General features: G+C 70.9%; 21 protein-coding genes and 1 pseudogene. 16 read left to right on the forward strand and 6 right to left on the reverse strand.

The features are described from left to right. Positions 1 to 154 precede the first annotated feature (154 nt). Positions 155 to 1,624, forward strand: coding sequence for a multicopper oxidase family protein (locus VET29_RS12700; protein ID WP_324919455.1), 1,470 nt, complete (start codon positions 155 to 157; stop codon positions 1,622 to 1,624). Positions 1,625 to 1,661: 37 nt separating this feature from the next. Here VET29_RS12700 and VET29_RS12705 read toward each other — a convergent pair whose 3' ends face one another. After that, positions 1,662 to 2,702 carry a cation diffusion facilitator family transporter gene (locus tag VET29_RS12705; protein WP_324919457.1) on the reverse strand — a complete coding sequence of 347 codons (1,041 nt, stop codon included), beginning with the start codon at positions 2,700 to 2,702 and terminating at the stop codon, positions 1,662 to 1,664. A 129-nt stretch (positions 2,703 to 2,831) separates the two neighbouring features. On the opposite strand from VET29_RS12705, the gene VET29_RS12710 reads away from it, so the two are divergent. From VET29_RS12710 to VET29_RS12725, 4 genes are all read left to right on the forward strand, one after another. Further along, positions 2,832 to 3,188, forward strand: coding sequence for a metalloregulator ArsR/SmtB family transcription factor (locus VET29_RS12710; RefSeq protein ID WP_324919459.1), 357 nt, complete (start codon positions 2,832 to 2,834; stop codon positions 3,186 to 3,188). A 39-nt stretch (positions 3,189 to 3,227) separates the two neighbouring features. Beyond that, the gene (locus tag VET29_RS12715; RefSeq protein WP_324919461.1) at positions 3,228 to 3,605 is read left to right on the forward strand and encodes a VOC family protein; all 378 of its coding nucleotides are present in this window, start codon (positions 3,228 to 3,230) and stop codon (positions 3,603 to 3,605) included. A gap of 114 nt (positions 3,606 to 3,719) precedes the next feature. After that, the gene (locus VET29_RS12720) at positions 3,720 to 4,436 is read left to right on the forward strand and encodes a class I SAM-dependent methyltransferase (RefSeq protein ID WP_324919463.1); all 717 of its coding nucleotides are present in this window, start codon (positions 3,720 to 3,722) and stop codon (positions 4,434 to 4,436) included. 163 nt (positions 4,437 to 4,599) lie between these two features. After that, complete coding sequence (locus tag VET29_RS12725) at positions 4,600 to 5,724, forward strand: FAD-binding oxidoreductase (RefSeq protein WP_324919465.1); 1,125 nt, start codon at positions 4,600 to 4,602, stop codon at positions 5,722 to 5,724. Positions 5,725 to 5,754: 30 nt separating this feature from the next. Here VET29_RS12725 and VET29_RS12730 read toward each other — a convergent pair whose 3' ends face one another. The 4 genes from VET29_RS12730 to VET29_RS12745 are packed head-to-tail and all read right to left on the reverse strand — an operon-like array spanning position 5,755 to position 9,657. Then, the gene (locus VET29_RS12730) at positions 5,755 to 6,561 is read right to left on the reverse strand and encodes an ABC transporter permease (protein WP_324919467.1); all 807 of its coding nucleotides are present in this window, start codon (positions 6,559 to 6,561) and stop codon (positions 5,755 to 5,757) included. After that, positions 6,558 to 7,421: an ABC transporter permease gene (locus VET29_RS12735; RefSeq protein ID WP_324919469.1), complete on the reverse strand. Its 864-nt coding sequence runs from the start codon at positions 7,419 to 7,421 to the stop codon at positions 6,558 to 6,560. The genes VET29_RS12730 and VET29_RS12735 overlap by 4 nt, the downstream gene beginning before the upstream one ends. After that, positions 7,421 to 8,635 (reverse strand): ABC transporter substrate-binding protein, encoded by a 1,215-nt coding sequence (locus VET29_RS12740; RefSeq protein WP_324919471.1) that lies wholly within the window; start codon positions 8,633 to 8,635, stop codon positions 7,421 to 7,423. Before VET29_RS12740 ends, VET29_RS12735 begins: the two co-directional genes overlap by 1 nt. Continuing rightward, on the reverse strand, positions 8,632 to 9,657 hold the full coding sequence (locus VET29_RS12745) for an ABC transporter ATP-binding protein (protein WP_324919474.1): 1,026 nt from the start codon (positions 9,655 to 9,657) through the stop codon (positions 8,632 to 8,634). The genes VET29_RS12740 and VET29_RS12745 overlap by 4 nt, the downstream gene beginning before the upstream one ends. Positions 9,658 to 9,734: 77 nt before the next feature. Here VET29_RS12745 and VET29_RS12750 point away from each other — a divergent pair, with 77 nt between their 5' ends. The 4 genes from VET29_RS12750 to VET29_RS12765 all read left to right on the forward strand — a co-directional run bounded on the left by VET29_RS12750 (position 9,735) and on the right by VET29_RS12765 (position 11,917). Beyond that, positions 9,735 to 10,451, forward strand: coding sequence for a FadR/GntR family transcriptional regulator (locus VET29_RS12750; RefSeq protein ID WP_324919495.1), 717 nt, complete (start codon positions 9,735 to 9,737; stop codon positions 10,449 to 10,451). A gap of 23 nt (positions 10,452 to 10,474) precedes the next feature. Then, positions 10,475 to 11,173, forward strand: coding sequence for a cache domain-containing protein (locus VET29_RS12755; protein WP_324919475.1), 699 nt, complete (start codon positions 10,475 to 10,477; stop codon positions 11,171 to 11,173). A 188-nt stretch (positions 11,174 to 11,361) separates the two neighbouring features. Then, positions 11,362 to 11,484 (forward strand): hypothetical protein, encoded by a 123-nt coding sequence (locus tag VET29_RS12760; protein WP_324919477.1) that lies wholly within the window; start codon positions 11,362 to 11,364, stop codon positions 11,482 to 11,484. A gap of 64 nt (positions 11,485 to 11,548) precedes the next feature. Beyond that, positions 11,549 to 11,917 (forward strand): PLD nuclease N-terminal domain-containing protein, encoded by a 369-nt coding sequence (locus tag VET29_RS12765; RefSeq protein WP_324919479.1) that lies wholly within the window; start codon positions 11,549 to 11,551, stop codon positions 11,915 to 11,917. A gap of 2 nt (positions 11,918 to 11,919) precedes the next feature. Here VET29_RS12765 and VET29_RS12770 read toward each other — a convergent pair whose 3' ends face one another. Beyond that, entirely contained in the window at positions 11,920 to 12,855 is a 936-nt protein-coding gene (locus VET29_RS12770; RefSeq protein ID WP_324919481.1) for a helix-turn-helix domain-containing protein, read from the reverse strand. Between the two features lie 70 nt (positions 12,856 to 12,925). Here VET29_RS12770 and VET29_RS12775 point away from each other — a divergent pair, with 70 nt between their 5' ends. From VET29_RS12775 to VET29_RS12805, 7 genes and pseudogenes are all read left to right on the forward strand, one after another. Beyond that, a complete protein-coding gene (locus tag VET29_RS12775) occupies positions 12,926 to 13,855 on the forward strand; it encodes a saccharopine dehydrogenase NADP-binding domain-containing protein (protein WP_324919483.1) in 930 nt (309 codons plus the stop codon). A gap of 14 nt (positions 13,856 to 13,869) precedes the next feature. Next, on the forward strand, positions 13,870 to 14,745 hold the full coding sequence (locus tag VET29_RS12780; RefSeq protein WP_324919485.1) for a peptidoglycan-binding protein: 876 nt from the start codon (positions 13,870 to 13,872) through the stop codon (positions 14,743 to 14,745). Positions 14,746 to 14,922: 177 nt separating this feature from the next. Then, positions 14,923 to 15,393: a fluoride efflux transporter CrcB gene (crcB, locus tag VET29_RS12785; RefSeq protein ID WP_324919487.1), complete on the forward strand. Its 471-nt coding sequence runs from the start codon at positions 14,923 to 14,925 to the stop codon at positions 15,391 to 15,393. Further along, complete coding sequence (gene crcB, locus VET29_RS12790; protein WP_324919488.1) at positions 15,390 to 15,752, forward strand: fluoride efflux transporter CrcB; 363 nt, start codon at positions 15,390 to 15,392, stop codon at positions 15,750 to 15,752. The genes crcB (VET29_RS12785) and crcB (VET29_RS12790) overlap by 4 nt, the downstream gene beginning before the upstream one ends. Positions 15,753 to 16,054: 302 nt before the next feature. Continuing rightward, positions 16,055 to 16,156 (forward strand): K(+)-transporting ATPase subunit F, encoded by a 102-nt coding sequence (gene kdpF, locus VET29_RS12795; RefSeq protein WP_324919490.1) that lies wholly within the window; start codon positions 16,055 to 16,057, stop codon positions 16,154 to 16,156. Next, positions 16,156 to 17,817: a potassium-transporting ATPase subunit KdpA gene (gene kdpA / locus VET29_RS12800; protein ID WP_324919492.1), complete on the forward strand. Its 1,662-nt coding sequence runs from the start codon at positions 16,156 to 16,158 to the stop codon at positions 17,815 to 17,817. Before kdpF ends, kdpA begins: the two co-directional genes overlap by 1 nt. Next, positions 17,814 to 18,368: pseudogene (locus VET29_RS12805) on the forward strand (potassium-transporting ATPase subunit B); the annotation flags it as partial. The gene kdpA and the pseudogene VET29_RS12805, both read left to right, overlap by 4 nt.

An 18,368-nucleotide genomic window follows, 5' to 3' on the forward strand; every position in this document is an offset into this window, starting at 1 on the left:
GGGCTGGCCGGTCTCGACCCGAGCGCAACCCGAGCCGGCCGGTCCCAACCCTTGTCCAACCCGGACTCCGGCGTTCCGTCAGAACACCAGCACGACTCCGCCGTGGCCCCGTAGAACCGAGATCGCCGGGTCGGTTGCGGAGCCAGGAGGGGCCATGTTGGACCGGAGACGATTACTCAAGCTGGGCGGGATCACCGCGGGAAGCGCTGTCGGCGGAGCGGTGCTGCTCTCCACGGCACACAACCCCGCGGCGGCCACCGGCCCCACCGCCCACAGTGGGCACGGCTACACGCCGGTGGCCGAGACGCGGTCCGTCCCGTCGAGCACCCCGTTCAGCCGGCGCATGCCGGTGCCGCGTGAGGCGGTCCCGAGTCGGACGCGGTCGGGCGCCGACGTCTTCCAGATCCCTATCCAACCGGCCGACGTCGAGTTCGTGCCCGGGGCGCCCACGCGGGTACGCACCTTCGGCGGCCAGTTCGTCGGCCCGACCATCCGCGTGCGGACGGGCCGCCCGGCGCGGGTCACCTTCAGCAACAAGCTCGACGTGGCGGCCAACGTGCACGTACACGGCGGGCACAACCCGCAGCGCAGTGACGGCTACCCGACCGACGTCATCGAGCCGGGGGCCAGCCGCGCGTACGACTACCCGAACCGCCAGCAGGGCGCGACGCTCTGGTACCACGACCACGCCCACCATCTGGAGGCCGAGAACGTCTACTTCGGACTGCACGGCTTCTACATAGTCGAGGACGACGCGGAGCGCGGCCTCGGTCTGCCGACGGGGGAGTACGACGTCCCGGTCATGCTCCGGGACTGCCAGCTCGACGCGAACGGCGGCCTCGTCTACGCGCCCGTGCCGACGGGTCGCACCACCATCCTGGCCAACGGTGTCGTCACCCCGCACTTTCCGGTGGCCGCGCGGAAGTACCGGTTCCGGTTCCTCAACGGCGCGCTCGAACGGACCTTCCGCCTCACGCTCGGGGGCGCCGAGCTGACCCAGATCGCCTCCGACGGCGGGCTGCTGCCGGCTCCCGTGCGGCGCTCGGAGATCGTGCTGGGTTCCGCGGAGCGCACCGACGTGGTGATCGACTTCGCGAACCAGCCGATCGGCGCCCAGCTGGTGCTGTACGACGTGAGCGGCCCGGTGCTCCGCTTCGACGTGACGCGGCACGCGGCCGACCGCAGCCGGGTGCCCGCCCAGCTGCGGCCACTGCCCGCGCTGCCGCCGGCCACCGTGGAGCGGGACGTGGCGATGAAGTTCGACCTGTCGAACCCGACCGCCCCGGTCGGCGTCGTCAACGGCCGGGCCTACGACCCGAACCGGGTGGACTTCCAGATCAGGCGCGGCACGACGGAGATCTGGCGAATCCGCAACGACGACACCATGTTGGGCCTGCCGCACACGTTCCACCTGCATCTGGAGCAGTTCCGGGTGCTGGACCGCAACGGCGCCCCGCCCAACCCCGACGACGCCGGCCGCAAGGACACGATCTTCGTCGCGCCAGGGGAGACCGTCCGCGTGCAGGTCACCTTCACCGACCATCTTGGGAAGTACGTCTACCACTGCCACTACCTGGACCACTCCGCGCTCGGCATGATGGGCCAGATGGAGATCGTGGCCTGATTCCTCGACCCTGCCAGCATTCGTTGCCGACAGAACACTACTGGTTCCGGTGGTGGGCGAGGAGTTCGTGCTGCTCGGCGCCCCGGTCGCCGGACGGGTGCGTGTGGACGGTCGCACGTTCCAGCCGGGGCAGCCCGTGGATGAGCCGGTGCTCGACATCGTGAGCGATGACGTGGGCGTCGGAGACGGTCAGGTCGGGGTCCACCTCGACGTCCACCTCGGCGGCGAGGGCGTGGCCGTGCCAGCGCAGCCGGACCCAGCCGACGCCGCGCACGCCGGTGGTCTCGCGCACCAGCCGCTCGGCCTGGAGGGTGAGCTCCGGGTCGACGGCGTCGAGCACGCGGCCGAAGACCTCCCGGGCGGCGCCCCACAGCACGGTCATGATCGCGATCGAGATCGCCAGGCCGACGACGGGATCGACCCACTGCCAGTCCAGCGCCGCGCCGCCGGCGGCGACGAGCACGGCGAGGCTGGTGAACCCGTCGGTGCGGGCGTGCAGGCCGTCGGCGACCAGTGCGGCGGAGCCGATCCGCCGGCCGGTCGTGATCCGGTACCGGGCGACCAGCTCGTTGCCGGCGAAACCGATGACACCGGCCGCGGCGACCCAGCCGACGTGTGTCATGTCGCGCGGGTGGACGAGCCGGTCGACCGCCTGCCACGCCGCGAGTGCCGCGGACGACGTGATGACCAGGACGATGACCAGCCCGGCGAGGTCCTCGGCGCGGCCGAGTCCGTAGGTGAACCGGCGGGTCGCGGCGCGCCGGCCGAGCAGGAACGCGATGCCGAGCGGGACGGCGGTGAGCGCGTCGGCGAAGTTGTGCAGGGTGTCGCCGAGCAGGGCGACCGAGCCGGTGACCGCGACGAGCGCCGCCTGCGCGACGGCGGTCACCAGCAACGCGCCGAAGGAGATCCACAGGGCCCGCATGCCGCGTCTGCTGGCCTCGAGCGCGCTGTCGGTCATGCCGGCGGCGTCGTGGCTGTGCGGGGTCACCGCGTGCCTGACGCCGGCCCAGGCCCGCGCCCATCCCGTCGCCTGGTGGCCATGCCCATGCCCATGCCCGTGCCCGTGCTCAACCATCGACCACACCTCCCGTGTCGCGACGATGATATGTGCTCATGTATGCACGCGACAACGGTGCAACTGCCAGGCGCTGGCAACGGCACTGGCAGGGCGCTCGCAGGGCACTCGCAGTGGCAGGATGCGCTCATGCATGCAGGTGACGCCGGACCCGACGCCCCGTACTGGCGGGAGCTGCCACTGGGCGAGCAGGTCGAGGTGGCCGTGGAGTCGTTCCGCATGCTCGCCGATCCCACGCGCCTGCGGATGATGTGGCTGCTCTCCGGCGGCGAGTACGACGTCACCACCCTGGCCGCGGCCGTCGGCATCGCGCGGCCCGCGGTATCCCAGCACCTGGCCAAACTGCGCCTGGCCGGTCTCGTCAGCACCCACCGTGAGGGCCGGCGCGCCGTCTACCGGGCCCGCGGGGGGCACGTGCGCCGCATGCTCGCCGAGGCGCTGGGGGCCGCCCACCACCAGGTCGCCGACATGCCGGAACACGACTGATCGCGGCGGAACGCGATCGCATGGTGGATCCTTGGTCACGTGGAGTTCCTCGGTAGCCGTCTACTGCTTCGCCCGCGCGACCCGGACACGTCCCTGGCCTTCTACCGCGACAAGCTGGGGCTGGCGGTCTATCGCGAGTTCCCCGGTGGCACGGTCTTCTTCCTGGGCAACGGTTTCCTGGAGCTGTCCGGCCGCGGCGAGACGGGGCCCAGCCCGGACACGGTGCTGTGGCTACAGGTTCGCGACCTGGCGGCCACGGCCGGCGCGCTGGCCGAACGCGGCGTCCCGATCACCCGCGAGCCGAAGGAGGAACCGTGGGGCCTCCTGGAGATGTGGCTCGAGGACCCGGACGGCCTCCGGATCGTCGTGGTGGAGATCCCGGCCGCCCATCCGCTGCGCCGGGACTCGCGCCAGTGACTGGCGCGCCGGGGCCGGTGGTGAGCGGTCGCGCAACGTGTTGACATCGTCACCGTTTCGGGGAAGGGTGGACGGTATTCATCGGGTGTTGATTTGACCGGTTCGGGGGTAGTGATGACAGGCTTTCCGCTCGACCAGGTGAACTTCGAGGACGTGTACTCGGGCCGCGAGATGGTCCCGGGCTCCGAGGTGTCCTTCGACGTCGTGCCGTGGGACATCGGGGCGCCACAGCCGGCGGTGGTGCGCCTCGCCGACGCCGGGGAGTTCCACGGCGCGGTGCTCGACGCCGGGTGCGGGCTCGGCAACAACGCGATCTTCCTCGCGGAGCGGGGTTTCCAGGTCACCGGCGTGGACGGCGCCGACGCGGCACTCGCGAAGGCACGCGACCGGGCCGCGACGCACGGCGTCGACGTCGAGTTCCTGTGGGCCGACGTCACCACGTTCGAGGGCGTCGAGCCGCGGTTCGACACCGTGCTGGACAGCGCCCTTTACCACTGCCTCACCGACGAGCAGCGCACGCGGTACGCGGCCGCCCTGCACCGGGTCACCCGCCCCGGCGCGCGGCTGCACGTGCTGTGCTTCGCCGACGGCGACGACGGGCTCGGCATGCCGATGAGCGTGAGCCAGGACGACCTGCGCACCCACCTGGCCGCGCACTGGCGGATCCATGACATCGAGGCCGTCGACTACACGATCTCGATGACGGCCGAAGCCTTGGTCAGGTCCGGCGGGGCACGGATGGGTTTCACGATCGACCCGGACGCCGTCCGCACCGACGAGCAGGGGCGCGTCCTCGGCCGCATGTGGCACCTGCGGGCCGAACGCGCGTGACCGTTCGGCCGCGGCGGCCCGCGCCGTCGCGTGCGCGTGCCCCGGTGACGCTGGTGACCGGGAAGGTGGCGACGCACCGCGACTCCCTGGCGGGGCATGACCTCCGGTGGGTTCGCGAACTCCACGCTGCCCGGGAGGCCGGACACGTGGACCAGGACGTCACATGAGCGTCGTGATCATCGGCGGCGGGGTGATCGGCGTCAGCGTCGCGTTTCACCTCGCCGAGGCGGGTGTTCCCGACGTGCTGCTGCTGGAACGGAACGAACTGGGTTCCGGCTCGACGTGCCGGGCGGCCGGTGGGGTGCGTGCGCAGTTCTCCGACGAGCTGAACATCGCGTTGGGTGCGAGGAGCCTGGCGGTGTTCACCAGGTTCGGTGAGCGGCCGGGGCAGGAGATCGACCTGCACCAGGTGGGCTACCTGTTCCTGCTGTCCACTCCGGACGATGTGGCGGCGTTCGAGCGGGATGTCGCGCTGCAGAACGAACTGGGCGTCACGAGCAGGATGATCGGGGTGGCGGAGGCGCGGCGGCTCTCGCCGCTGATCGAGACGGACGGGTTGCTGGCGGCGGCGTACTCACCGGATGACGGGCACTGCACGCCGGAGTCGGTGGTGCTGGGGTACGCGAGCGGGGCGCGGCGGCATGGCGCGACGCTGCGCACTTCCGTTGAGGTGGTAGGCATCGAGACGCGTGGCGATCGTGTCACGGCGGTGGTGACCGCCGAGGGTGCGATCCCCGCGGACGCCGTGGTGTGCGCGGCGGGCGCGTGGTCGGCGGCCGTGGGGGAGATGGCGGGGGTGTGGCTGCCGGTCACACCGATGCGCCGCCAGGTGATGTTCACCGAGCCGGTGCCGTCGTTGCCCGCGGTGGTGCCGTTCACGATCGACTTCGCGACCTCGTTCTACTTTCACCGGGAGGGCCGGGGACTGCTGCTGGGCATGTCGGATCCGTTGCAGGAGCCGGGTTTCCATCTGGACTACGCCGACGAGTGGCTGCCCAGACTGAGCACGGCGGTGGGTGCACGGGCGCCGCGGCTGCTGGACGTCGGGCTGGTGCCCGGCTGGGCCGGGTTGTACGAGGTGACACCGGACCACAACGCGATCATCGGCCGGGCGGAGGAGAACTTCTTCTACGCCACGGGCTTCTCGGGGCACGGGTTCCTGCAGGCGCCCGCCGTCGGCGAGGTGGTCAGGGACCTGTACCTGGGCCGCGACCCGTTCGTCGACGTCGGCCCACTGAGCGTGGCGCGCTTCGCGACGGGCGGCCGCCCGGAGACACACATCGTCTGACCGGACGCGTGGCGAGCCGGTGCCCGCCGGTCACAGGCGGCCGCCGCTCGTGGTGTCGCCGGACAGGCGCTGGGCCAGGTAGACCGGGATCGTCGAGGCGAGCACCAGGATCGCCGCCACCACGTTCACCACCGGGGTCTGGTTCGGGCGGAACAGGTTGTTCAGGATCCAGATCGGCAGTGTCTCCAACCCCGCGCCCAGCGTGAACGTCGTCACGATGATCTCGTCGAACGACAGCGCGAACGCCAGCAGCCCGCCGGCCAGCAGGGCCGACCGCAGCATCGGGAACGTCACCAGCCGGAACGTCGTGAACCCGTCCGCGCCCAGGTCCATCGACGCCTCCCGCAGGTTTCCGCCCAGCCGCCGCAGTCGCGCGATCACGTTGTTGAACACCACCACGATGCAGAACGTCGCATGCGCCGTGATCGCCGTGAACAACCCGAGGTCCACGCCCAGGATCGTGCGGAACGCGTTGTTCAGCGCGATCCCGGTCACGATCCCGGGCAGCGCGATCGGCAGGATGATCAGCAACGACAGCGTGTCCCGGCCGTAGAACCGGTACCGCTGCAACGCGAACGCCGCCATCGTGCCCAGCACCAACGCGATCGCCGTCGCCGCCAGGCCAGCGACCACGCTCGTCCGCAGTGCCGCGACCGCGCCCACGTTCGACGCGACCCGCGTCCACCACTCGAACGTCAGCGCCGACGGCGGCCACCCGAAGGTGGTGTCCGCGTTGAACGAGTTGAGCAGCACCAGCAGCAGCGGGAAGTAGATCACCACCAGCCCGAGCACCAGCGCGGCCAGCAGCAGGTACCTCGTCGTACGGGAAGGTCTCACAGGTTCTCCAACGCGCCCGTGCGGCGGACCGCGGCCAGGTACCCCAGCATGATCAGCACCGGCACCGTCGCGACCGTCGCCGCGAACGGCAGGTCGTTCGCCGCCCCCACGTTGTCGTAGACGACGTTTCCCAGCATCTGCGAAGCGCCGCCCACGATGCGGACCGTGAGGTAGTCGCCCAGCGACAGCGAGAACGTGAAGATCGACCCCGCCACGATCGCCGGGAACGTCAGCGGCACCACCACCGACCAGAACGTCCTGGCCGGCCGCGCGCCCAGGTCACCCGAGGCGTCCACCAGCGAGTCCGGCAGCCGCTCCAACCCCGCGTAGAGCGGCAGGATCATGTACGGCAACCACAGGTACGACAGCGTGATCACGGTCGCCGCCAACCCGTAGCCCGGCGTGTCCAGCCCGAACGGGGTGAGCAGCCAGTGCAGGATCCCGTTGCCGGACAGCATGGTCCGCCACGCGTAGGCCTTCACCAGGTAGCTCGCCCACAGTGGCGTGAGCACCGCGATCACCAGCAGCCGCCGCGCCCGCCGGGACGCGAACTTGGCCATGTAGAACGCCATCGGGAACGCGATCAGCACGTCGAGCACGGTCACCGCGAGCGCGATGCCCAGCGTCCGCAGTGTGATCGTCCGGTAGACCGATTCGGTCACCAGGGTCTCGAAGTTGTCCAGCGACCAGTCGGCGATCACCTTGCCGGTGAACGGGTCCGCGTGCCAGAACGCCGTGACGAACAACGCCGCCAGCGCGCCGAGGTAGGCCAGCCCGAGCCAGGCCATCGGCGCGGAAAGCAGGATCGCCAGTCGCAGCCACGGCTTCCGGTCGAGGAACGCCGAGACGGCCCGCCGCATCAGCCCTTGATCTCCGTCCAGGCACGTGTCCACTCGCCGTAGTCCTTGCAGCGCACGTTCGTCCGGCCGTCCAGGCACTGCGCGATCGGCGTGGTCCAGTACCAGATCCGTGCCGCGTAGCCGGCGTCGCCCGCGTGGTAGGTGTCGCAGTGCGACCTGTCGGCCGTCAGGTCACAGGCCTTGCGGTTGGCCGGCGACTCGCCGAAGTACTCCGCCACCGCCGCGTTCGCCCGCGGGCTGACGATGTAGTCCAGCCACTTGTACGCGCACGTCTTGTGTGTGGACTTCGTGGCCACCATCCAGGTGTCCGACCAGCCGGTCGCGCCTTCGGACGGCAGCACCGACTCCACCGGCGAGCCCTCCGACCTCGTGATGTTCACCGTGACCTGCCACGCCGTGCCGACGACCGCGTCGCCGTTCTTCAGTGCCTGGCTTTCCTTGAGGTAGTCCGACCAGTACTCGCTCACCATGCCGCGCTGCTGTTCGAGCAGGTCGACCGCGGCCTGGAACTGCTTGTCGTCCAGGGCGTACGGGTTCTTGATGCCGAGGTCGGGCTGGTGCCTCATCAGGTACAGCGCGCCGTCGGCGATGTAGATCGGCGAGTCGTACGCGGTGATCCTGCCCTGGTAGGGACTCTTCGGCTCGAACACCGCGGACCAGGACGTCGGCGCGGGCTTCACCAGGTCGGACCGGTAGGACAGGACGTTCGCGCCCCAGCCGTGCGGGATCCCGTACTCCTTGCCGCCGACGCTGTTCCACGGCTTGTCCTTGAGGAAGTCGAAGACGTCGGCGTAGTTCGGCACCAGCCTGGTGTTCACCGGCTCGACGTCGCCGGCCGCCACGAGCCGCAGCGACGCGTCGCCGGACGCCGACACCACGTCGTAGTCGCCGGTCTTCATCAGCGTCACCGACTCGTCGGACGTGCCGAACGTCCTGACGTTGACCTTGCAGCCGGTGTCCTTCTCGAACGGCGTCACCCAGTCGACGCTCGGGTCGGTCGAGCCGTTCTCGGCGTAACCCGGCCACGCCAGCACGTTCAGCGAGCCTTCCGGCGTGCCGAGCTTCCGCAGTGCCGGCAGGTCCGGTGGCGTGAACCCGCCCTGTGTGGCACCGCCACCGCTTTCGGTGCCACAGGCGGCGATCAGGAGGCTCGCGCCGAGCAACGCCAGCACGCGCTTCCCGAGTCGACGATTCGCTCCGCAGGCTCGGCTCATGGCTGTCCCTTCTCCGGTACCCGGAAGTTGTGCACCCGCCGCCACGTCAGGCGTACCCGCCCGTCCGGGAAATCGACGGGCTCGCTGTTCTGCCGCACCACGGAAAGCTGGCCGCCGGCGTCGAGCGTGACCTCGTAGCGCACGGTCGCGCCCGCGTACACCGCCGCGGTGACGGTGCCGGTCGCGGCGACCTCGCCGGGCGGCGCGGCACGCGAGAGGTCGCCGTCGATACGGATCTTCTCCGGCCGGATGCTGTACGTGCCGTCCTTGCCCAGCACGGTCTCCGCGCCGCGCCCGCTCAGCAGGTTGGAGGTGCCCACGAACCCGGCCACGAACACCGTCGCCGGCTGTTCGTACACCTGTGCCGGCGTGCCGACCTGCTCGATGCGGCCCTCGTTGAACACCGCGATCCGGTCGCTCATCGTCAGCGCCTCGTCCTGGTCGTGGGTGACGAACAGGAACGTGCAGCCGGCATCCCGCTGGATCTGCTTCAGCTCGGTCTGCATCGCCTGGCGCAGCTTGAGGTCCAGGGCGCCGAGCGGCTCGTCGAGCAGCAGCACCTTGGGCCGGTTGACGAGCGCGCGGGCGAGTGCCACCCGCTGCCGCTGCCCGCCGGAGAGCTGCGCAGGGCCGCGCTCGCCGAACCCGTCGAGGCGCACCGTGGACAGTGCCTCGGCCGCCCGCGCCCGGCGCTCCGCCCGCGGCACGCGCTTGACCCGCAGTCCGTACTCGACGTTCTCCCGCACGGACATGTGCGGGAACAGCGCGTAGTCCTGGAAGACCGTGTTCACGTCCCGGTCGAACGGCGGCAGCTGGCCGACGTCGCGGCCGTCGAGTGCGATCGTGCCGCCGGTTGGCCGCTCGAACCCGGCGATGAGCCGCAGCACGGTGGTCTTTCCCGAGCCGGAGGGCCCGAGCATGGTGAAGAACTCGCCGGGCGGCACGTCCAGATCGACGCCGCCGACGGCGGTGACGGCGCCGAAGTCCTTACGCAGGCCCCGGAGGGCGACGGCTGGAGTCATGGGCACCCCTCCCGATGACTGAAAACATATGAGTCCATATGTCATGTGGCAAGAGGTTCGGGCAGGATTGGCCCGTGATGCGCAACGGGATGTCGCACGGCGCGCGGTCCGCGATGTTCGCGCCGCTGGGCCAGTTGGGGCGGGTGGAGGCGGTGACCGCACGGCTGGTGGACGCGATCACGATCGGGCTGCTGGCCGACACCGAGCGCCTGCCGAGCGAGGCGGAGCTGGCCGCGCGCTTCGGCGTCTCCACGGTGACCGTGCGGGAGGCGCTGGTGGGGCTGCGGCAGCGGGGGTTGGTCGAGACCCGGCGCGGGCGCGGTGGCGGCAGCTTCGTGAAGGCACCTGCCGGCCCGTCGGCACACACCTGGCAGGAGACCCTGCGTGGGATGTCGCTGAGTGAGCTGCGTGACCTCGGCGACCACTACGCGGCGGTCGCCGGCGCGGCTGCCCGGCTGGCTGCCGAACGCAGCTCGGCGGAGGACATCGAACGCCTGGCGCTGGCCACCTCGGACATGCGGGCGGCGACCGGGGTCGAGGTGGCACGCGCGGAACGGCAGTTCCACCTCGAGGTCGCCGCGGCCGCCCAGTCGCCGCGGCTGACACAGGAGGAGATGCGGCTGCAGGGCCTGCTGTGGTTGCCGCCGCACAGGAGCGCGTACGGCGAGCACCGGGAGATCGCCGCCGCGATCGCGTCCGGCGGTGGCGGCGAGGCGCGGCGGCTGACCGAGGAACACGTGTTTGATGCGGTAGACCGCTTGGCGGAACTACATTTGGACCTCGTGGCCCACTGAGCCGTGGCATCGAGGTGAGCGCGATGGATGGTGACGAGGTCGTCGAGCAGGTGTCCGCGTTGGTGGAAGGCGTGTTCGACCGGCTGAAGCCGGTGCTGGTCGCCGCCGAGTCGCTGGTCGACCGCCCGGCGGTGCCCGCAGGCGACCTGAACAGGTTGCGGCCGTTCGCGGTGGGCGCGCTGGGTGGGTTGGTGGTCGGCGCCGGGTACATCTGCGCGCCGCACACGCTGTCCGACCAACTGCTCGGCTTCGAGTGGTGGACGGCGAACCAGGGGGCGGCGCCGCGCCGGCTGTTCATCAGCCTGGACCCGGCGAGCGCGGATTTCCTCGACTACACAAGGCAGTCCTGGTTCACGGTGCCGCGCGACACGGGCCGGCGACACGTCACCGGGCCGTACGTGGACTACCTGTGCACCGACGAGTACACGCTGACGTTCACGATCCCCGTGCGGCGGTTCGGCTCGTTCGCGGGGGTGGTGGGCGCGGACGTGTACGTGCGGTCGGTGGAACGTGCGTTGCGGCCGAAGCTGCGACCGCTGGGCGGGCGTGCGGCGCTGGTCAACGCCCAGGGCCGGGTGATCGTGTCGAACAGCATCCGGCAGCCGACGGGGTCGCTCGTGCGTGCGGTGGACGTGCCGGCCTGGTGGATGACGCAGACTCCGCTACAAGGCGGCACGACGTTACGCCGCTGCGGCGACGCTCCGATCGCGCTGCTCATCTAGTGTCCCGCGCCGGAGATCAGGCAACTAATTCGGCGGCCCAGCTTCCTGCTGGCGGCGTTGCCGGTTCGCCCAAGTACGACCCAGTACGAGGGCGAACCGGCGTCTTGCCAGCAGAAACCTGGATCCACCGACTTAATCACCGCATTCCCGGCGCGGGACACTAGTGTGGGCCGGTGGAAGGAGGTGCCATGAGGCTTCGTCTTCTGGCCGCGGTGGCGGCGGTTCTGCTGGGTGTGGCGGTGGTCGCCGTGTCGAGCGCCGGTGCGTCCGAGTCGGTGGCGACCGGCGGCACGATCATCGTCGAGAACTGAGCTGCCCGATCTCCGAGGTGTGGGGGTCCGCTAGTCTGCGGCCCACGACTTTGGGGGTTGAGCGATGTTCTACTTCGGGGGCCTGTTCGGCCTGTTCACGTTGGGCCTGTGGCTGTTCTGCCTGATCGACGTCATCACGACCGGCGACGGGGACACCAGGAACCTGCCCAGGATGGGCTGGCTGCTGATCGTGCTGTTCTTCCCGCTGGTCGGCTCGATCGTGTGGCTGGTCGCGGGCCGGCCGATCGGGGCCGTCGCCCGACGGCCCGGTGCCCACGAGCGCGACATGCCGGCCTACCCGGAGTACGACCGCCCCGGCCGCTTCGCCGCGACCGACTCCGACGCCGATGCGGAGTTCCTGCGCCGCTGCCGCGAGCGCGCCGAGGAACAGCGCCGCAAGGCCCGCGAGACCGGCGGCGAGACCTCCGCCTGACGTCATCGCGTGCGGAACGTTCGGCGGTAGTGGTCCGGCGCCACGCCGACGACACGGTTGAAGTGCCGGCGCAGCGTGGCCGCGGTGCCCATGCCGGTCCGCTCGGCGATCTGGTCGATGCCGGCGTCGGTCGTCTCCAGCAGTTCCTGCGCCAGCGCGAGCCGCTGGTTGTGCAGCCACCGCAACGGTGTCGTGCCGGTGGTCGCCACGAAGTGCCTCGCCAGGTTGCGGGTGCTCATGCTCGCCCGCGCCGCCAGCTCCCGCACGGTCAGCGGCCTGTCCAGGTGCTCGATCGCCCACCGCATCACGGTTTCCAGCGGGTTGCCGGCCACCGGCGACGGCGCGGTGATGAACTGCGCCTGCCCACCCGACCGGTGCGGTGGCACCACCAGCGTCCGCGCCAGGGCGTTGGCGACCGCCGCGCCGTGGTCGGTGCGGACCACGTGCAGGCACAGGTCCATGCACGCGGCCTTCCCCGCCGACGTCAGGATCGGCTCCTCGTCGACGTACAGCACGGTCGCGTCGACCTCGACCCGCGGGTACCGGCCGGCGAGCTGCTCCGCGTGTGCCCAGTGGGTCGTCGCCCGCCTGCCGTCGAGGAGTCCGGCGGCGGCCAGCACGAACGCCCCGGTGCACAGCGACATGATTCGCGCGCCGCGGGCGTGCGCGGCGCGTAGCGCGGCCACGACCGCGGCCGGCGGCTCGGCGTCGACGTCATGGCACGACGGGACGATGACGGTGTGCGCGTCGCGGATGGGCCCGTAGCCCGCGGACGTGCTGACGTGGGCCAGCTCGCCCAGCCACGCCGCCCGCGGGCCGCAGACCGTGAACTCGTACCACGGCCGTGCGAGCTCGCGGTCCACGCCGAACACCTCGATCGCGGTGGCGGCCTCGAACAGCATGGCGCCCTCGTACAGGGCCAGCACCACTGAGCGCATGTCCGAAAGTGTACGGATGTAGTCGGATCGGCCACTGGCCCGGCAGCCGACGAGACCTGACCATGGTCCGGTGAACAACACTGTCGCGGTCGTCGGCGCCAACGGGCACACGGCCAGGTTCGTCCGCACCCACCTCGACGCGCTCGGTCTCGTCCCGAAACCCGTTGGCAGGGAAGATGCCTCGATCGACGATCCGTCCTCTTTGGACCACGCGCTCGCCGGTGTGGCCGCGGTGGTCAACTGCGCTGGCCCGTTCGCGGACACCGCCTTGCCCGTCGTCGAGGCGGCGCTGCGCGCGGGCGTCCACTACTTCGACATCGCCGCGGAGCAGGCGGTGACCATGGACCTGCTGACGAGGTTCGACGCACCCGCGAGAAGGACCGGCGTCGTGGTGGCGCCGTCGATGGCGTTCTACGGCGGACTCGGCGACCTGCTGGCGACCGCGGCCGCCGGCGACTGGCAGGCGGTCGACGAGGTCGCGATCGCGATCGCGCTCGACAGCTGGCTGCCGACCGCCGGCACCCGCCGCACGATCGCCCGCAACGCCGGCCGCCACGTGGTGTACGCCGACGGCGAGTTCACCCCGCCCGCGGCGCCGAGCACGGTGCGGTGGGAGTTCCCGTTCGGCGAGCGGAAGCTGACCGAGCTGTCGACGGCCGACCAGGTGACCATCGCCCACCATCTGCGCACGCGGCGGATCACCGTCCACATGAACGACGAGCCACTCGCCGACCTCGCCGACCCGACCACCCCGGCGCCGGTTCCGGTCGACGACCTCGGCCGTTCGGCGCAGACGTTCCACGTCGACGTCGTGGTCCGCCGAGGTGGTGAGGAGCGCCGGGCGAGCGCGGCGGGCCAGGACATCTACGCGGCCAGCGGGCCCATCGTGGCCGGCGCGGTCGCGCGGGTGCTCGGCGGGCGGTACCGCGGCGCACTGACCGCGGGCCGGCTGCCGCCCGACTTCATGCGCTCGCTGGCGCCGTTTGTACGTGTCTTGTAGCCGGGGTTGCCAGCATGCCCGACGACCCTGACGAACGGAGCGTGCTCATGACCCAGTACTCGAGGCGCCGGCTGCTGTCCTACGGCGTGGCCGCCGGCGCGGCGCTCGCCGCGCCGGCCCTGACCCGCGCGACGGCCGGCGCGCTGGCCGCGGTGGACATGGAGCAGGTGCTCGTGGCCTGCCAGGTGGACCCGCCGAAGGCGGGCGAGGACACCACACCGGGCGCGGCGTCGCACGTGCTGCTCGTCGAGCAGGCGCTGGTCGCCAAGGGGCTGCTGAGCTCCTCGCTGGCCGACGGGCACTACGGCACGTCGACCCTCGACGCGTACGCGGCGTGGCAGCGCAGCCTCGGCTACACGGGCATCGACGCGAACGGCGTGCCCGGGCGCACGTCGCTCACCCAGCTGGGTTCCGGGCGTTTCGACGTGACCCGACCGGTGGCGACCGGCTCCCGCACGGACTCGTACGGCGGCGAGCGGGTGAACGCCAGGACCGCCGACATGCTGGCCGCGGCGGACGCGAAGCTGTCGTGGAGCATCACGCTGACGCAGGGCTCGTACAACTCGAGCAACCCGGACTCGGCCGGCACCCACGACGGTGGCGGGGTGGTCGACATCAGCGTCAGCAGCCTGTCGACCACCCAGCGCTGGCAGACCGTCCGCGCACTCCGGACGGTCGGCTTCGCGGCCTGGCTGCGCACCCCCAGTGACGGGTTCCCGTACCACATCCACGCCAACGCCGTGTCCGACCCGGACATGTCCCGGCAGGGTCGCGACCAGATCCACGACTACTACTTCGGCAGGAACGGCCTGGCCAACCACAACGCGGACAGCACCCCGTCCGAGTACCGCGTGGCCTTCACCTGGTGGGAGAAGTACCGGCGCGCCTGAGGTGGCGGGCCGGTGGTGAGCCGGCCCACACCGGTCGGGCGGGCTCGCGGCGGCGTCGGTATCGTGCGTGGCAGCGGCGGTGGGGCTCGCCGTTCCGGAACGGAGAACCGCAACGGTTGCCAACGGTCCCTACTCGAGCCGGGCTGGTGTGCCCGCCGGAAGAGTAGGAGAAGCCAGGTGGACGTCGGGGAACCCATCGACCCGGACATCGATCTCCGGGTTCCCGTCCAACGTCGCGAGCTGGCCGCGCACCACGGCCGGGTACTCGCCGCGATCGCCCTCGGCGGCGGGCTCGGCGCGCTCGCCCGCTACGGACTGGCCCAGCTCTGGCCCACCCGTCCCGGCGGCTTCCCCTGGGCCACCTTCGTCACCAACGTCGCCGGCTGCCTGCTCATCGGCGTGCTCATGGTCCTGGTCACCGAGGTGTGGGCCGTCCACCCGCTCGTCCGGCCCCTCCTCGGCGTCGGGTTCCTCGGCGGTTTCACCACCTTCTCCACCTACGCCGTCGAGACCCGGGGCCTGCTGACCCCCGGGACTGTCGGTCTCGCGTTCGGCTACGTCGCCGGCACGCTCGTCGCCGCCCTGCTCGCCACGCCGGCCGGTGCCCACGCCACCCGGGCCCTCGTCCGCGGGCGGGCGACCACATGACCGCCGTCCTGGTCTTCCTCGGCGCCGCGGTCGGCGCGCCGCTGCGGTACCTCACCGACCGTCTCGTCCAGTCCCGCCACGACAGCCTGTTCCCATGGGGCACACTCACCGTCAACCTGGCCGGCTGCCTGGTCCTCGGCGCCCTCACCGGCGCCGCGGTGTCCGACCCCGTGCTCGCCGTCGCGGGCACCGGGTTCTGCGGGGCACTCACCACCTACAGCACGTTCAGCTACGAGACCTTCCGGCTGGCCGAGCGGAGGTCGTACTTCTACGCCGCGACGAACGTGGTCGTCAGCGTCGTCGCCGGGCTCGGCGCCGCCCTGCTCGCCTACACGGTCGCCGCCGGCCTGGTCGGGTAGCGACCGCTCCACAGTGGATCGACGGTCGGCGTGAGTAACGCGTAAAGATGACCCCAACCGGTGTCAAGGTTCCGTCAGGCTCCCTGGGAAGGCGCCCCGCACGCGGGCATGCTCGCGTTCGGTTGGCCGCCGTTGGGGCGGTCCCGGGCCCGGAAGGGGCATGATGGCCGATCTGGCCTACGCCGTGCTGCTGATCGCCGGCTTCCTCCTGCTCGCGCTGACGTTGCGTGGATTGGAGCGGTTGTGAACGGGGCTTGCGGAGCGAACCAACGGACGCTGAACGACCGTCGCGAGGTGTGGTCGTGAGCGGGACCGGAGTGCTGGCCAACGTGATCGGTGGCGTGCTCGCGCTGCTGCTGATCGGTTACCTGTTCGTGGCGCTGATCCGGCCGGAGAAGTTCTGATGTCCGCGACCGTGGCCGGCCTGCTGCAGGTCGGACTTCTCGTGGTGGCACTGGTCGCCGTGTACAAGCCGCTCGGTGACTACATGGCGCGCGTGTTCACCAGTGGGAAGCACCTCGCCATCGAGCGGGTGGTCTACCGGGCCGTCCGGGTGGACCCGGACTCGGAGCAGAACTGGCGGACCTACGCCGCCGGTGTGCTCGGCTTCTCGTTCGCCTCGATCGTGCTGCTGTACCTCGTTCAGCGGCTGCAACCGTTGCTGCCCTTCAACTTCGGCCGCGGCGCGGTCGATCAGGGCGTCGCGTTCAACACAGCGGTCAGCTTCGTCACCAACACGAACTGGCAGTCCTACGTGCCCGAGGCGGTCATGGGCCACACGGTACAGATGCTCGGGCTGACGGTGCAGAACTTCCTGTCCGCCGCGGTCGGGCTCGCCGTCGCGATCGCGCTGGTTCGCGGGTTCGTCCGGTCGAGGACCGACCGGCTCGGGAACTTCTGGGTCGACCTCACCCGAGGCACGGTCCGGATCCTGCTGCCGCTGGCGTTCGTCTTCGCGATCGTCCTGATCGCGCTGGGGGTCGTGCAGAGCCTGCGGTCCGGGTTCGACGTGACCAATGTGGACGGTCGGAGCAACGGGGTCGCCCTCGCGCCGGCCGCGTCGCAGGAGTCGATCAAGGAGCTGGGCACCAACGGCGGCGGCATCTTCAACGCCAACTCCGCGCACCCGTTCGAGAACCCGAACGGCTGGACCAACCTCATCGAGATCTTCCTGCTGCTGGTGATCCCGGTCTGTCTCACCAGGACCTTCGGTCAGCTGGTCGGCAACAAGAAGCAGGGTTACTCGCTCCTGTCGGTGATGGCCGTGCTGTGGGGCGCCATGCTCGCCGTGATCTGGTGGGCCGAGGCGCACCCGAACGGCCCGGCCGCGTTGCTGGCGGGCGGTGGCATGGAGGGCAAGGAGGTCCGCTTCGGCGTCGCCGGCTCGGCGTTGTTCGCCGACAGCACCACCGGCACCTCGACCGGCGCGGTCAACTCCATGCACGACAGCTACTCCGGCCTCGGCGGCGGAGGAACGATCCTGAACATGCTGTTCGGCGAGCTGTCGCCGGGTGGGGTCGGCACCGGCCTGTACAGCATCCTGGTGGTCGCGATCATCGCGATGTTCCTCGCCGGGCTCATGGTCGGCCGGACACCGGAGTACCTCGGCAAGAAGCTGGGCCGCCGCGAGGTGACCGCCTCGGCGATCGCGATCCTCGCGATGCCGACCGTGGTGCTGATCGGCGCGGGCATCGCGATCATGCTGCCCGGCACCCCCGGCTACCTGGCGAACCCCGGCAGCCACGGCTGGTCGGAGGTGTTCTACGCCTACACGTCCGCGTCGAACAACAACGGCAGCGCGTTCGCCGGCATCACGGTCACCAGCCCGTGGTTCCAGTCGAGCCTGGCGATGTGCATGCTGTTCGGCCGGCTGATCCCGATCCTGGCGGTGCTCGCACTCGCGGGCTCGTTGGCGGCGCAGAAGAAGGTGCCCGAGACCTCGGGCACGCTGCCGACCACCGGCGCGCTGTTCCCGGCCATGCTCGGCGGCACGGTCGTGCTGGTCGCGGCACTGACGTTCATCCCGGCGCTCGCGCTCGGCCCCATCGCGGAGGCACTCGCATGACAACCGTTGAGAAACCCCGCACACAGCCGGAGTCCGGCCAGCGCCACGCGGAGAGGACCGGCCGCATCAGTGCGGGCGTGTTCAACCCGCGGCAACTGGTGACCTCCCTGCCCGACGCGCTTCGCAAGCTCGACCCGCGTACCCAGCTACGCAACCCGGTCATGTTCGTGGTCTGGGTCGGTTCGGTGCTCACCACGGTGTTCGCCGTTGGTGACCCGGGCGTGTTCACCATCGGTGTCGCCCTGTGGCTGTGGTTCACCGTGCTGTTCGCGAACCTGGCCGAGGCGGTCGCCGAGGGCCGGGGCAAGGCCCAGGCGGAATCTCTGCGCCGGGCCAAGCAGGACACCATGGCCCGCCGGCTCACCGGCTGGCGGCCGGGCTCGACCACCGCCGCGGAACTCGCCGTGCCGGCCACCGGGTTGCAGTTGGACGATGTCGTCGTCGTGGAGGCGGGGCAGATCATCCCCGGCGACGGCGATGTGGTCGAGGGCATCGCCAGCGTCGACGAGTCCGCCATCACCGGTGAATCGGCGCCGGTCATCCGCGAATCC

This window comes from Actinophytocola sp., from assembly GCF_035634895.1.
Taxonomy (GTDB): Bacteria; Actinomycetota; Actinomycetes; order Mycobacteriales; family Pseudonocardiaceae; genus Actinophytocola.